This is a genomic window from Pseudomonas sp. Ors-4-3C, assembly GCF_055755035.1.
Window position 1 is genome coordinate 1,654,835 of record NZ_CM146900.1, and the last position, 14,089, is coordinate 1,668,923.

Annotated in this window: 17 protein-coding genes; 9 read left to right on the top strand and 8 right to left on the bottom strand. The window is 61.5% G+C overall.

Translation table 11 applies throughout. The features are described from left to right. Window positions 1-22: 22 nt before the first annotated feature. Window positions 23-409, top strand: coding sequence for a c-type cytochrome (locus ACVHNU_RS07475; RefSeq protein WP_103521205.1), 387 nt, complete (start codon window positions 23-25; stop codon window positions 407-409). On the opposite strand, the gene ACVHNU_RS07480 is transcribed toward ACVHNU_RS07475, so the two are convergent. Then, window positions 406-1,290, bottom strand: a complete 885-nt coding sequence (locus ACVHNU_RS07480) for a LysR substrate-binding domain-containing protein (RefSeq protein ID WP_473019332.1) — start codon at window positions 1,288-1,290, stop codon at window positions 406-408. The two genes, ACVHNU_RS07475 and ACVHNU_RS07480, sit on opposite strands and share 4 nt — an antisense overlap. Before the next feature lie 160 nt (window positions 1,291-1,450). Between ACVHNU_RS07480 and ACVHNU_RS07485 the strand changes: the two genes are divergently transcribed. The 3 genes from ACVHNU_RS07485 to ACVHNU_RS07495 all read left to right on the top strand — a co-directional run bounded on the left by ACVHNU_RS07485 (window position 1,451) and on the right by ACVHNU_RS07495 (window position 4,390). Next, window positions 1,451-2,752: an NAD(P)/FAD-dependent oxidoreductase gene (locus tag ACVHNU_RS07485; protein WP_473019333.1), complete on the top strand. Its 1,302-nt coding sequence runs from the start codon at window positions 1,451-1,453 to the stop codon at window positions 2,750-2,752. A 51-nt stretch (window positions 2,753-2,803) separates the two neighbouring features. After that, window positions 2,804-3,889 (top strand): polyamine ABC transporter substrate-binding protein, encoded by a 1,086-nt coding sequence (locus ACVHNU_RS07490; RefSeq protein WP_473019334.1) that lies wholly within the window; start codon window positions 2,804-2,806, stop codon window positions 3,887-3,889. A gap of 165 nt (window positions 3,890-4,054) precedes the next feature. Then, the gene (locus ACVHNU_RS07495; protein ID WP_103486103.1) at window positions 4,055-4,390 is read left to right on the top strand and encodes a hypothetical protein; all 336 of its coding nucleotides are present in this window, start codon (window positions 4,055-4,057) and stop codon (window positions 4,388-4,390) included. Window positions 4,391-4,455: 65 nt separating this feature from the next. Here ACVHNU_RS07495 and ACVHNU_RS07500 read toward each other — a convergent pair whose 3' ends face one another. Further along, window positions 4,456-4,857: a hypothetical protein gene (locus tag ACVHNU_RS07500; RefSeq protein WP_473019335.1), complete on the bottom strand. Its 402-nt coding sequence runs from the start codon at window positions 4,855-4,857 to the stop codon at window positions 4,456-4,458. A 124-nt stretch (window positions 4,858-4,981) separates the two neighbouring features. After that, complete coding sequence (locus ACVHNU_RS07505) at window positions 4,982-5,551, bottom strand: chorismate mutase (protein WP_473019336.1); 570 nt, start codon at window positions 5,549-5,551, stop codon at window positions 4,982-4,984. A 126-nt stretch (window positions 5,552-5,677) separates the two neighbouring features. On the opposite strand from ACVHNU_RS07505, the gene ACVHNU_RS07510 reads away from it, so the two are divergent. After that, window positions 5,678-7,036 (top strand): MATE family efflux transporter, encoded by a 1,359-nt coding sequence (locus tag ACVHNU_RS07510; RefSeq protein WP_103484944.1) that lies wholly within the window; start codon window positions 5,678-5,680, stop codon window positions 7,034-7,036. A gap of 98 nt (window positions 7,037-7,134) precedes the next feature. Beyond that, on the top strand, window positions 7,135-7,695 hold the full coding sequence (locus ACVHNU_RS07515; protein ID WP_473019337.1) for a YceI family protein: 561 nt from the start codon (window positions 7,135-7,137) through the stop codon (window positions 7,693-7,695). A 15-nt stretch (window positions 7,696-7,710) separates the two neighbouring features. Here the strand turns inward: ACVHNU_RS07515 and ACVHNU_RS07520 are convergent, their stop codons facing one another. Next, window positions 7,711-7,923, bottom strand: coding sequence for a YXWGXW repeat-containing protein (locus tag ACVHNU_RS07520; protein WP_003223909.1), 213 nt, complete (start codon window positions 7,921-7,923; stop codon window positions 7,711-7,713). Between the two features lie 41 nt (window positions 7,924-7,964). After that, window positions 7,965-8,288 (bottom strand): YXWGXW repeat-containing protein, encoded by a 324-nt coding sequence (locus tag ACVHNU_RS07525; protein ID WP_097088058.1) that lies wholly within the window; start codon window positions 8,286-8,288, stop codon window positions 7,965-7,967. Window positions 8,289-8,482: 194 nt separating this feature from the next. Here ACVHNU_RS07525 and ACVHNU_RS07530 point away from each other — a divergent pair, with 194 nt between their 5' ends. Continuing rightward, window positions 8,483-9,169, top strand: coding sequence for a GNAT family N-acetyltransferase (locus ACVHNU_RS07530; RefSeq protein ID WP_262142394.1), 687 nt, complete (start codon window positions 8,483-8,485; stop codon window positions 9,167-9,169). Window positions 9,170-9,361: 192 nt separating this feature from the next. Here ACVHNU_RS07530 and ACVHNU_RS07535 read toward each other — a convergent pair whose 3' ends face one another. After that, entirely contained in the window at window positions 9,362-10,000 is a 639-nt protein-coding gene (locus ACVHNU_RS07535; protein ID WP_473019338.1) for a TetR/AcrR family transcriptional regulator, read from the bottom strand. A gap of 86 nt (window positions 10,001-10,086) precedes the next feature. Between ACVHNU_RS07535 and ACVHNU_RS07540 the strand changes: the two genes are divergently transcribed. Further along, window positions 10,087-10,674: an NAD(P)H-dependent oxidoreductase gene (locus ACVHNU_RS07540; protein ID WP_473019339.1), complete on the top strand. Its 588-nt coding sequence runs from the start codon at window positions 10,087-10,089 to the stop codon at window positions 10,672-10,674. A gap of 98 nt (window positions 10,675-10,772) precedes the next feature. Here the strand turns inward: ACVHNU_RS07540 and ACVHNU_RS07545 are convergent, their stop codons facing one another. Beyond that, the gene (locus tag ACVHNU_RS07545; RefSeq protein ID WP_473019340.1) at window positions 10,773-11,891 is read right to left on the bottom strand and encodes a DmpA family aminopeptidase; all 1,119 of its coding nucleotides are present in this window, start codon (window positions 11,889-11,891) and stop codon (window positions 10,773-10,775) included. A 173-nt stretch (window positions 11,892-12,064) separates the two neighbouring features. Continuing rightward, window positions 12,065-13,180, bottom strand: a complete 1,116-nt coding sequence (locus ACVHNU_RS07550) for a polyamine ABC transporter substrate-binding protein (protein ID WP_003223916.1) — start codon at window positions 13,178-13,180, stop codon at window positions 12,065-12,067. Between the two features lie 111 nt (window positions 13,181-13,291). On the opposite strand from ACVHNU_RS07550, the gene ACVHNU_RS07555 reads away from it, so the two are divergent. Next, complete coding sequence (locus ACVHNU_RS07555; protein ID WP_473019341.1) at window positions 13,292-14,071, top strand: helix-turn-helix transcriptional regulator; 780 nt, start codon at window positions 13,292-13,294, stop codon at window positions 14,069-14,071. The last annotated feature ends 18 nt before the right edge of the window (window positions 14,072-14,089 follow it).

Genomic DNA, 14,089 nt, shown 5'->3' on the forward strand with positions numbered 1-14,089 from the left:
TCACACCGTTCTGGATCGCCCGATGAAAAACACCGTTGCACTGCTTCTTGCCCTCACCGCAACCGCCATTCTGTTCAGCTCAACCGCCCGCGCCGCAGGCGATCCGGCAGCCGGCGAAAAGATCTTCCCGCGCCTGTGCGGCGGCTGCCACCAGGTCGGCCCGGATGCGCGCCCGGGGTTCGGCCCGCAACTCAACGGCATCATCGGTCGACCCGCCGGGACGTCGGCCAATTACGTGTATTCCGACGCGATGAAAAATTCCGGCAAGACTTGGGATCGCGAAACGCTGACTGCGTATCTGAAAGATCCAAAGGGCGTGGTGCCGGGCACGCGGATGATTTTCTGGGGGCTGAGTGATGAGGAGAAGATCGATAATTTGCTCGCGTATCTGCAGCAATTCTCCAACTAAATGTTTTGCTCGGCCTGCGCGGCAAACCATTGCATGACCACCGCGCACGCCGCATGCGAAGCCGCTGCCGGTTGCAGGCACAAGGCGTAAATCCCGCCGGTTTTCAGCGGTGGTCCGAACGGCACCACCAACACCCCGCGCTCGATGGACTCTGCCGCGAGCGTCATGTCCGTCACCGCAACGCCCAAGCCTCGCGCCGCCGCATCCAGTGCCAGCTCATCGAGGTTGAACGGAATGTGCCGGTAACTCTCCAGTGGCTTGCCGCCATTGGCCGCCAGCCATTCGATCCACGCCTGCCGATCGGCAGAGCGATGCAGCAACGCAAAGCGCTGCAACTCCGCGACTGATCGAGGCGCTTGCGGCAGGCTCGGCGCACACACGGGCACCAGCGTTTCCTCAAACAGCGTCAGGCAGTCTGCGTCACTGGTTGGCTGCGGCAGATAAACAATGTAGGCGTCGCTGTCACTGGCCGGTTCAACCACCTCGGTAGCAACGGTTTCGATCGCCAGCGAGACCTCGGGGTGGCTGAGGTAGAAGTCGTTGAGTTTGGGCAGCAGCCAGCGCACCGCCAGTGACACATGCATACGAATGCGGAACGGGCGTTGCTGCGGGACCAGGCGCTCTTCGAGGGTTTTCAATTGTTCGAGAATGCTGACGGCGCTGGCCAGTACCTGTTCGCCTTCCGGGGTCAGGCGCAGGCTGCGGCTGGTTCTGATGAACAGCGCAACGTTGAAATGGTTTTCCAGTTGCTGGATCTGCCGGCTCACCGCGCTTTGGGTCAGGCACAGCTGTTGCGCGGCCTGGGTGAAGCTGGCGCAACGGGCGACTTCAACCAGCGTCTGCATGGCCTGCAGGGACGGTACGTGGCGGATTTTATCCATGCGTTTTCAGAATGACTCGATGATTTTATAACGTTGGTTGGGCCAGCCAAGACCTTATAGATTTTAGCTCTGGCGGCGAACTTTACGCTTTCTCCATGCGATTCACGCATGAGCAAAGGTCAAAGGCAAGCCGTGCAACGACAGTCGAATGAGGTCAGCAATGGAAAACGTATGTGGCTGGATCGCCCAGGCCGGCAGCTCGCCGCAGCGCGGTCGCCTGAGCGGTGCGCAACAAGCCGACTGGCTGGTGATCGGCGGGGGCATTACCGGCCTCAGCGCCGCGCACAACCTGGCACAAATGCACCCACAGGCGCGCATCGTGGTGGTTGACCGCCAGCGTGCGGCGCAGGGCGCTTCGGCGCGCAACTCGGGGTTTGTCGTGGCCCACGAGCATCCGGCCGACAGTGAATTGATCGGCGCGCCAGGCTTTGCCGGGTTCGAAATCGACACGGCAATTTCCCGTGCCGCCAGCGATGCGGTGCGCCAGACCATCGCGCAACATGCCATCGACTGCGACTTTCGCGACAATGGTTATTTCTTCGCCGTCAGCGACGCCGCCAAGCTCAGCCATGTCGACGCCAAACTGGCGACCTTACGCGCCCTCGGTGCCCGCGCAGAATTTCTCCAGGGCGATGCGCTGGCGCAGAAACTCGGCACCCGGCATTACGCGGCGGGGATCTGGTGCGGCAACGGCAATGCGCTGTTGCAACCGGCCAAATACGTGAAGGGCCTGTTCAATGCGCTGCCGGAAAATGTCAGCGTTTACGAACACACCGACATCATCAGTCTGGTGCGCACGAGCCACGGCCGGCTGCGAGCCAGCGCGGTGAGTGGCAGCGTCGAGGCCAAACGGGTGCTGGTGTGTCTGAACGCATTCATTCCCCGGGTCGGCATTCATGACAGTGCGACCTTCCCGATGGAACTCAGCGCCAGTCTCACCCGGCCGCTCAGCGATGAGGAATTTCAGGCCATCGGCGCCGTCGAGCCGTGGGGCGTGCTGTCGACCCGGCCGCTGGGCGCCACGGTGCGCCTGACCCCGGACCGCCGGGTGATGATCCGCAACACCGCCGAATACCGCACGCGCGATTTGTCAGAAAGCGAATTGGTGCTGCGCCGCGAGCATCATGTGCGTGGTCTGCAACGACGTTTTCCGTTCCTCGGCGCGCGAGACATCCAGTACACCTGGACCGGCCACTTGAGCGCGACCCGCAGCGGTCAGGCGTTTTTTCAGAAGGTGGAAGAGGGCGTCTTTGCCGTCGCCGGTTGCAACGGTTCCGGGGTGGCGCGCGGCACGCTGTGGGGACGCTTGCTGGCGGAACTGGCGTCCGGCGTCGATTCACCGTTGCTGCAATCGGTGATGCAACGGGCCGAACCCGGTTGGTTGCCACCGCGACCTTTTTTCGACATCGGTGCCATGCTTCGCATGCGCGTGGAGGCAGTCAGGGCCAGAACAGAAATCTGAAGTTTCGCCTACCGCACAACAACAAAAGCCACTCAACACAGGTGACAGACCATGCGCATCAACCCACTTTCCCTGGCAGTCCTGCTCGCGGCCAGCACGGCCGCTTGTGCCGACGAAACCGTCAACATTTCCAACTGGAACAGCTACATCGCCCCGGACACTCTGGCCAATTTCACCCAAGCCACCGGGATCAAGACCACCTACGATATTCATGACAGCAACGAAGTGCTGGAATCGAAGTTGATGACCGGCAACACCGGTTATGACGTGGTCAGCCCGTCGAACCACTTTCTGTCGCGACTGATCAAGGCCGGGGCAATTCAGAAACTCGACCGGTCGCAGCTGCCGAACTGGAAGAACCTCGACCCGGCACTGCTGCAAAAACTTGAAGTCAATGATCCCGGCAATCAGTACGGCTATCCCTACATGTGGGGCACGGCCGGCATCGGTTACAACGTCGAGAAGATCAAGGCGATTTTCGGCAACACCGATGTCACGCAGTCATGGGACTTTTTCTTCAAGGAAGAAAACATCAAGAAGCTGAGCCAGTGCGGCGTGGCGTTCATCGACAACCCGACCCAGGTGCTGCCGATCACGCTCAACTACCTGCACTTGCCAGCGCACAGTCATGAACCGGCGGATTACAAACAAGCCGAGCAGGCGCTGCTGAAGATTCGTCCGTACATTCAGTACTTCCACGCCTCGAAGTACATCAGCGACCTGGCCAACGGCAACGTCTGCGCGGTGATCGGCTTCAACGGCGACATCGTCCAGGCCGCGGCCAGCGCGAAGGACGCCAGGAATGGCATCAACATCGCCTACTCGATCCCGAAAGAAGGCACGACGCTGTGGTTCGACATGGTAGTCATGCCCAAAAACGCGCCGCATGAAAAGAACGGTTACGCCTACATGAACTACCTGCTTGACCCCAAAGTGGTGGCCAACATCAGCAACAGCATTCATTACGCCAATCCCAATGCGGCGGCTGATCAGTACCTCAACGCGGACGTGAAGCAGGATCCGGCCATCTACCCGCCCAAAGACGTGATGCAGCGGTTGTTCACCGTGGAAGAGCTGCCGGCGGCGATTGCGCGGTTGTCGACGCGGCTGTGGACGAAATTGAAAACCAATACCTGATGGCAACCCACCCTGTGCAGGGGCGATGGCGCCAGCGTCTGCACGGAGTGTGCGTCAGACACACATCATGAAACTTGTCGGGGTTGATACTAAAAAGCCACTGCCTCCGGTAGAGTGTGCGCCGCCCGAGAGATGGATCCCGGGCTAACACCCATGGAGTTTGCAGTGAAATATCTGAGCAAAGTAGTCGCCGCCGCACTGTTCGGTGTGGTTCTGGCAGGTTGCACCGGCACCCCGATGAACACCAAGCAATATGACAGCAGTCAATACACCGTGATTGGCCACAGTGAAGCTACCGCCACCGGTCTGATGCTGTTCGGCGTAATCCCGATCCAACAGAACAACCGCTTCGTGCGCGCGCAGACTGCGGCCATCAAAGCCAAGGGCGGCGATGCCATGATCAATACCCAAGTTCAGGAAAACTGGTTCTGGGCATGGGTTCTGAGCGGCTACACCACCAAGATTTCCGGTGATGTGATCAAGCTGAAAACTGCGCAGTAAACCGCGGTTGAACGCAAAAGCCCGGCTGATCAGGCCGGGCTTTTTTATGGGCTGGGGGCGTCGATTCAGGCGACGCGGCGCTCGTTCAAACGATCCGCACCACCTTCGGCCACGCGGCGTTCCAGCAGACGATCCGCACCACCTTCGGCCACGCGGCGTTCCAGCAGACGATCCGAACCACCTTCAGCCACACGGCGTTCCAGCAGACGATCCGCACCACCTTCAGCCACGCGGCGTTCCAGCAGACGATCCGAGCCACCTTCGGCCACCCGGCGTTCCAGCAGACGATCCGAGCCACCTTCGGCCACGCGACGTTCCAGCAAACGATCAGAACCACCTTCAGCCAAACGGCTTTCAATCAACTTGTCCGAGCCGCCTTCAGCGACCAGGGTGTGAGCGGGCGTTGCTGCAAAAGCGTTAACTGCGAGAACCGAGAAAGCGATGCCGAGGATGGTTTGGCGTTTCATGATCGTGTGCTCCGGGGTGTATTGGGTTGGTATGGAGCGGATGTTACGCCGCGGAGTTTTTATGAGAACTTCATTGACGTGATGGTGACTATCGACGCCAGCGATGTGTGCCAGCCCGCCCGATCTAGAGATGTTCCGCGCGAATGCACAGCTCTCCGGTGGCGCGGGTCAGGGCCAGATCGTGCAGTGCGTCATGGGTCAGACCCTGGCGAGCCTGGGCCAGCAAGGCCGGGCAATTCGGGGCGCGGCGGAACGGCGCGAAGTCGGCGTACTGGCGCAGCAGGCGGGTCTGCAACTCGTCCAGGCGCGGACGAATTTGCCTGGCCAGATCCGGACGCGGAGTGTCCGGCGCCACACCGGCCGTTTGCCATTGTGCGAGCAATCCGTACTGCACCAATTTGTTGGCCTCCATTTGCGCCGCAATCAACTGCGCAACGTCTTCGGGGTCGAGCTGGTGTTCGGTCGCCAAGGTGCGGGCATTGGCGATGACCTGAGCTTCGCGCGGGCTGTCCTGAATCGGCTTGCCGCTGTCCCATTTGGTCAGTGCTACCAGATCAGCGATGTTCAGGCGCTCGTTCAATGTCGCCAGCAAGGGGCGCAACGCTTCGGTGGGAGCGGGGGCTTCGGCGGCACCAGCGATGTGGCTGAAAACAACCAGCACGGAACAGGTCAGAGCATTTCGCAGAAGAGGCATGGCAAGGCGCGATCCAATGATAAGAGTGCCGCCATTTAAGCCTTGCGCCGAGGTGATGTCGACTGACTTTAACCCGCGCATCTAGCGTAATATCCATCGCATCTCCCACCCCGAGACGGATCCTCAATGCAAACCCCTGCCACCACCAAACCCCTCTGGCAAACCTACCTGCTGTTCCTCGCGCCGATGGTGCTGTCGAACTTCCTGCAATCGATGTCGGGCACGATCAACAGCATCTACATCGGGCAGATGCTCGGCACTCAGGCGTTGGCGGCGGTGTCGGGGATGTTTCCGATCATCTTTTTCTTCATCGCGCTGGTGATCGGTCTGGGCGCGGGGGCCGGGGTGTTGATCGGTCAGGCGTGGGGCGCACGTGAGGCGCACATGGTCAAGGCGATCGCCGGGGCAACGCTGTTGCTGGGGGTATTGATCGGCTTGCTCGCGGCGGTGCTCGGCAGTGTGTTTGCGCGGCAGGCGTTGCAGGGGCTGGGGACGCCTGCGGATGTGCTGGATGATGCGGTGGCGTATGCGCACGTGATGATGTGGATTCTGCCGTCGATGCTGGTGTTTGTGCTGTTCACGCAGTTGCTGCGCGGGGTCAGTGACACCGTGTCACCGCTGTTGGCGCTGATCGTGTCGACCTCGGTCGGGCTGGCGCTGACCCCGGCGTTGATTCGTGGCTGGTTCGGTTTGCCTCAATTGGGAATCCAGAGCGCCGCCTTCGCCGGTCTGGCCGGTAACCTGTCGGCGATGGCGTGGCTGGCCTGGCGGCTGATTCGCAAGAACCATCCGCTGGCCCCCGACCGCGAGTTCTTCGCGGCACTGCGGCTGGACGGAGCGATTCTGGGCAAGGTACTGCGCATCGGTCTGCCGACCGGGGTGCAGATGATTGTGCTGTCGCTGTCGGAGCTGGTGATCCTGGCGCTGGTGAATCAGCACGGTTCCCAGGCGACGGCGGCGTATGGCGCGGTCACGCAGATCGTCAACTACGTGCAGTTTCCGGCGCTGTCGATTGCGATCACCGCGTCGATCCTCGGCGCGCAGGCCATCGGTGCCGGGCAACTGCAGCGCATGGGGCCGATCCTGCGCACCGGGCTGCTGATCAACGTGTGCCTGACCGGTGGCTTGATCGTGCTCGGTTACCTGTTGTCGCACTGGCTGCTGGGGTTGTTCCTGACCGAGGATTCGACCCGGGTGATGGCCGAACATTTGCTGCACATCATGCTCTGGAGCCTGCTGGTGTTTGGTTTTCAGGCGATCATCGGCGGGATCATGCGCGCCAGTGGCACGGTGCTGGTGCCGGTGGCCATTGCGATTATCTGTGTGGTTGGCGTGCAGTTACCGGCGGCTTACTGGCTGGATGGGCAGTACGGTTTGCAGGGGGTGTGGATGGCGTTTCCGGTGGCGTATCTGGGCATGCTGGTGTTGCAGACGCTGTATTACAAACTGGTTTGGCAGCATCAGAAGATCGAGCGGCTGGTCTGAGCCCGAACCACACCGGCAGACAAATGACATGGCGCATCCGCGGGTTGTTTGCTTAAGTCAGTCGAGGCCTCGAAGGTTTGGCCTGTCCGGAGAATCCCATGCGTGCCCGATTCACCGCTGTGGCCCTGTTTGCCTGCCTGTGTGCCACGAGCGTAGCGCAGGCCGCTGAGTACAACCGTGTCAACACCACCGCCAGCCAGATCAGTTTCACCTACAACCAGATGGGCTCGCTGATGTACGGCACCTTCGGCAAGTTCGACGCGACACTGCAGTTCGACAGCGACAACCTCGCCGACGCCCACACCACATTGCACATCGACCTCAACAGCATCGACGCCGGCAGCACCGACGCCAACACCGAACTGGTGAAGCCGGCGTGGTTCGATACGCAGCGCTTTCCCGTGGCTGTGTTCGAGTCCAGCCGTTTTACCCGGGTCACGGGCAATCATTATCTGATCGCCGGCCAGCTCACCCTCAAGGGCATCACCCGCGAGGTGCAGGTGCCGGTCGAGTTTAAACCGGACAGTTCGATCGGCATTTTCGACGGTGAACTGGTGCTCAAGCGTGACCAGTTCGGACTCGGGGCGGGGGAGTGGGCGGACACTGTGGTGTCCAACGACATCGCGATCAAGTTCAAGGTGGTGGCGCCACAGCAGTGACGCCACCGCTGGCGATCAATACGCGCGCCAGTGTCCCGGCGCCCAGCGCCACTCACGCCCATCCCAACGATAGTGACCGGCGACCCAGTGATAACCGGGTGCAGGCATGACCGGCACGACTTCCACCGGCGGTGGCGGTCGATGCGGCCTGACCGGCTCGACGATGCAGCCGGACAAGGAGATCGCGACCAGAGAGGCAACGAGCAGGGTTTTCAGGTTTCGCGACATGGCGGTCTTCCCGGTAGATGAGTTGTTGTTGCCGAGCGGGTTCAACGGGCCCAGTGGCCTTCGACCCAGTACCAGTTAGGCCCGCGCGCCTGCCAATGGCCTGGTCGCCAGTGCGCGCCGTACCTCACCGGTTGCCAATGACCGGGCATCCAGACGTAGCCGCGTCCTTCCCAGCGCCAATGGCCCTGATCCCAGACATAACCGGGGCGCGGGCCGGGCATCACTTCCATGCGCATCGGCGGCGGTGCCTGCTGAATGTAAACCGGGGGTTGTGCAAACACCGGGGTGCTGGCCAGCGCTGCCAGGGTCAGCGGCACCAGCAACAAGGCTTGCCGCCATTTGAACAGAGAACGCAAAACGTTCATGTGAACTCCTCAAGGCCTGCGTTAAAAAAGTGAACGCAGCTGAAGAATTGGACGCTAAATCGGCGAAAGATCCGAGCCTTGGCAGATGAAATTTTCTTCAGGTCAACCGTCAGCTTGCTTCGGTATTTCCTGCGACGGTGGCAGGCGTCGGGACACGGTATGATGTCGCGGTTTTCCGCCGGAGTTCAGTTGTCATGCCACGCATCACCCACTACAAATCCCCATGCCCCGAAAGCGTCAACAGCCAGATTCTGCAACTGGTGGTCGACAATCTGACCGACATCAGCGCGGTCGGTCTCGGCCCGAGCAATCTGCTGTACAACGTCTATCAGTACGCGGTCGGCTATGAGGTGCATCTGTATCTGGAAGCGTTGAATGGTGACAAGGGCACCGAGGTGGAGTTGCTGGTGGCGACGGCCGAGGATGATCCGGAGCGGGTCACCGGTTTCCTTTTGTACCTGCCGGTGCAGGGCGATTGGGAAGCGTGCAGCGTCGCCTACATGGCGGTGCGCGAAGGCTATCGGCGCCAGGGCGTGGCGCGGGCGATGATTGGCGAGATGGTGACGCGTTATCCGCATGCCGAGCTGACCTGCAGCGTCGGCAAGGTGCCGTACTTCGAGGCGCAGGGTTTCGAAGTGATCGGCGCTCGGGAAACCCAGGTGCTGATGAGCACCCGGCATTACCGCAGCAATGGCCTGCGCGGTTTCATCGACACCACGCCCATCTATCGCTCGCTGGAAGTGCAGCAGATCCACACCTACCTGCTACAGAAAAACGGCAAGCGCGCCATGCTCGACGCCGAGAAGCAGCGTGACCGGCATCTGGATCAGACCACCCGCCACGTCGAAGAATTTGTCCGCCAGCGCCTGACGCTGCACTGAGTCAGACGCAAAAAACAGACAAAAAAAGAGCCTCGAAGCTCTTTGATGGGGAGAAGTAGAGCCCACGAGGCTCAAGTTGCGCATGAACAAGGAGACGGGCTTGATTGGGGGTTCAGAACACCCGTTCCCTACGCAGGCGCTCAGGAGTGAAGCGCCTGCGTACCCTCATCATGGGAACGTGCCGGCTTTGACTCAAGTACCGCTAGTCGCACGGGCGGCGGCCCGTTCCACCATCGCAACGATGGTGACGAACAATTCGTCCTTCGCTTGCTCGGCACTGATTTCAGCGCTCGCGGCAGCATTCGACAGGGCTTCGGCGGCACCGAGCATGGCGCGCAAAGCGGCCTGAGTGATTTCGCCGCCAGCGGCAAGCGGTTGTAGCACGCTACGACATTTTTCGAGGAAGATCGCCTCGTAATCGCGTTTGATTCTCTCCAGCTCCGGCGTGCTGCCCAGCGCAGCAATCACCCCCGGGATCTCGTTTCCCTGCAATAACACGCAATCGACGTACGCCGTGGCGATCACTGTCGCGGTGGCGGTCAGTGTCGGCGGACATTGGTCGATGGCAGCGTCCATCACCGCGGTCTGGCGCGTATCGAAGTCCCGGTAAAGCGCCGCAAGCAGGCCCGAGCGCGTGGTGAAGTGGTCGTAGACCACCGGTTTGGTCACGCCAGCCTTTTCCGCCAGATAGCCCAGGGTCAGGGCATCGGTGCCCTCGGCGCGGATGATCTGCCAGGCGACATCGAGCAATTGACGATTGCGATCTTCCCGCGACAAGCGTCGGCGCGGTTGGGCAGGGGAATCGGCTTCGGAGATTTCTGTGGTTGACATCGCTTATATACCAAACGTAACTTACTGTTCGTAACTTACCAAGAGTATATAGCCCTTGGTCTGCGCAAACTTACAGGAGAATTCCCATGCATGCATTGATTGTTGTAGCGCATCACGAGCCGCGTTCGCTGACCCACAGCGTAGCGACACAAATTGCTGAGGGCCTGACCCGCGCCGATTCGACCAATACCAGTGAAATTGCCGATTTGTACGCGGAAGGTTTCCAGCCGGTTTTCGGCGCGGCGGATTTCGCCGTGCATCACCGTGAGGCGCAGCCGCCAGCCGACGTGCTGGCTGAACAGGCGCGGATTGATCGTGCCGATGCGCTGGTGCTGGTGTTCCCGGTCTACTGGTGGTCGATGCCGGCGCTGCTCAAGGGCTGGATCGATCGGGTGTTCAGTAACGGCTGGGCGTTTGATTTCGCTGGCGACCTCCAGCATGTGAAGAAGCTGCAGCGCCTGCGCGTGCATCTGGTCGGGCTTGCGGGGGCCGATGAACGCGCCTACGAACGTCACGGTTATGGCTCGGCGATGAAGGCGCAGATCGAACACGGGATTTTCGATTACAGCGGGGCGACGGTGGTCAGTTCGACGCTGATGGTGGAGTCGGAGGTGCGTGATCCGCAGGAGCATCTGCAAACGGCGCGACATATCGGCGCCCAGATGTTCACCTGAGCCGCACCTCCTGTAGGAGCTGCCGAAGGCTGCGATCTTTTGATCTTGTTTTTAGAAAATCAAAAGATCGCAGCGTGCCGCAGCTCCTACAGGTGTTGTCAGCGTGACCCGGGCCAGCCGGCTCTGGCGAGGGCGGCGAGCAGCGTTTCCTTATCCAGCCCCGGCACCGCATGTCCGTTGCCCTCAGTGCTCTCGCTGGCGAGCAGGGCGTTGATGATCGCTTCTTCGACCGCCTCGGTAGCCGCGAGGAACAGTTCGCTGATGTGGTCGTTGTTGACCATGCGCAAGCCGTCGCAAGTCGGCGCGCCTTTGCCCTCGTAAGCGGCGGGTGGCACGTGATCGTTGCCGGTGGCGAAGGCGATGAAGATGTCGCCGCTGTGGTCTTCGTTGCCACCACCGCTGCGCGCCAGACCGAGGCTGGCGCGTTGCGCGAGACGGGTGCATTGATGCGGCAGCAGTGGTGCGTCGGTGGCCAGGCAGACCACGATCGAACCCATGCCCGGATACGGCAGCGAAGCACGCAGGAACGGCGAATCCACCTGCTCCATGTAGCGGCCCACCGGATAACCGTCGACCCGCAACTCGCTGCGAATGCCGTGGTTGGCCTGCACGATCGCGCCCACCGTCCAGCCGCCCTGAGCGCTGCTCAAACGCCGTGACGCGCTGCCGATGCCGCCCTTGAATTCATGGCAGATCATGCCGCTGCCGCCGCCGACGGCGCCTTCTTCGACGGCGCCGTCATGCGCCGAATCCAGCGCCTCGGCAACATGCTCGGGCTTGACGTGAAAACCATTGATGTCATTGAGCAGACCATCGAAGGTTTCCAGCACCACCGGCATGTTCCAGTAGAGACGGCCGTCGTCCGGCTGTTGCTGGCGATCCAGCGCAATCAACGCATCGCGCACCACGCCGAGGCTGTGGGTGTTAGTGAAGGCGATGGGACTGGTCAGCAGCCCGGCTTCGCGAATCCACTCAAGGCCGGTGGCATCGCCATTGCCATTGAGCACATGTACCCCGGCGAAGCACGGCTGCTGGTTGGTCGAACCGCGACGCGGCTCGATCACGGTAACGCCGGTGCAGATGTCACGCCCGACCGCGCTGCGGCCACGCACGTTGCTGTGGCCGACGCGTACGCCGGGGACGTCGGTGATGGCGTTGAGTGGGCCGGGTTGCAGTTGGCCGATACGGATGTTGAGGTCACGGGCACGGGGCTTCATGGATTGTCTCTCTATAACAAGGCAGAAATGAATGAGCGGGGCTGAACACAAAACCCTGTGGGAGCGTGGCTTGCCCGCGAAGACGTCCGTCCAGCCAATGCATGTGTCGCCTGACACACCGTCATCGCGGGCAAGCCACGCTCCCACAGGTTTTGTGTTGTTTGCAGATGGGTTTACTGGCCGTTCTTGACCTTGCTCCACACCCGCGTGCGCACGCGCTCGGTGGCTTTGGGCAGCGGTTCCAGGGTGTACAACGTGGCCATCGCCGCCGCGGACGGATACACCGCCGGGTTATCCCGCGTGGCTTCGGCCACCAATGGCGTCGCGGCGCGGTTGCCGTTGGGGTACGACAGGTGATCACTGACCGGCGCGATCACTTCCGGGCGCAGCAGGTAGTCGATGAACGCCAGACCCTGAGCGCGGTTCGGCGCGTCCTTGAGCAGCACCAGCGTGTCGAACCACACCGGCGCGCCTTCCTTGGGCAGGCTGTAGGCGATCTTCACGCCGTTGTGCGCCTGCTCGGCGTTGGTCTTGGCTTCGAGCATCGCCCCGGACCAGCCCACCGCCACACAAATGTTGCCGTTGGACAGGTCACTGATGAATTTCGACGAGTTGAAGTAGGCAATGTGCGGGCGCAGTTTCAGGAGCAGCGCTTCGGCTTTCTGGTAGTCCTCGGGGTTGGTGCTGTTGGGCGGCAGCCCGAGGTAGTGCAGGGCCACCGGAAGCATTTCCGATGGCGAGTCGAGCATCGCCACCCCGCACTGGCCGAGCTTGGCGAGGTTCTCTTCCTTGAACACCAGATCCCACGAATCCAGCGGCGCCTTGTCGCCGAGCGCGGCGCGCACCTTGTCGACGTTGTAGCCAATGCCGTTGGTGCCCCACAGATACGGCACGGCGTATTGATTGCCGGGGTCGTTGTTGGCCAGTTTGCTGAGCAGATCGCTGTCCAGATTCTTCCAGCCCGGCAATTGATCGCGCGGCAGCGGGGCGAGGGCGCCGGCCTTGATCAGCGTCGGCAGGCTGAAGTTGCTCGCCACCACCACGTCGTAACCGCTGCGGCTGGTCAGCAGTTTGCCTTCGAGCACTTCGGCGCTGTCGAAGGTGTCGTAAACCGGCTGAATACCGCTGTCGCGCTTGAAGTCAGCCAGGGTCGTGGGGCCGATGTAGTCGTACCAGTTGTAGACGTGCACGCTCGGCGCGTCGGCAGCATTGGCGGCGCAGATGCCGCCGATACAGGCGAGCAGGCCTAGGTTTATGCCCAAGTTGATATAGCCACGACGACAACGCATGATGCGGCACTCCTGGCCTGCGGCAGGCCGGTGATGATCGGGAGTGCTCAGGCTATCGGGCCGGGCACGCCTGACCCATTCCCATCATGGGTTACTCAAAAGGGGTAGTGCGTGGACGCGTTGTTGCAGGAGTTGCCGGTGCATCAAAGTCTGGCGCGGGTGTTTGCCGCCGTCGGCCAGGACGCTTTCTGGCGGGCGCTGGTCGACACGCTGCGGTTGCTGGTGCCGCTGGACAACGCGCTGGTGGCGCTGATGAAGGCGGGTCAGGCACCGCGATTGCTGATTGACTTCGACAGCAAGGGCCGCGCCGACGAGCAGGAAGAACTGGCCAGTTACAGCGCCGGGATGTACCTGCTCGATCCGTTTTACCAAACCGCCTCGACCGGCATCGCCGACGGCTTGCACAGCCTGGCCTCGGTGGCGCCGGACCAGTTTCTGCACAGCGAGTATTACCAGAGCTATTTTCGCTCGGTGGTCGGTGAGGACGAGTTGCAGTTCATGATCAACATCGAGGGCGGCGTGCTTGGCCTGTCACTCGGACGCTCGACGACTTTCGATCTGGCGGAGCAGGGCCGTCTGCTGTGTGTGCGTGACTGGGTGCTGGCGGCGATGCGCCGACACGTGCAGCTGTTGCCGCCGCAAGGGACGGGCGCCGAGCCGGTGGCGGGAGATCTGGCAACGCTGCTCGATCGCTTCGATGCGCGCCTGACCGCCCGTGAAGTCGACACTGCGCGGCTGATTCTGCAGGGCTTCTCCAGCAAGGCCATCGCCCAGCAGATGGGCATATCGCCGGAGACGGTGAAGGTGCATCGGCGCAATCTTTATCACAAGCTCAATGTGAACGGGCATGGCGAGTTGTTTGCGCTGGTGCTCCGTCCACCCACCTCCTGAACCACCACAAATCCCCCC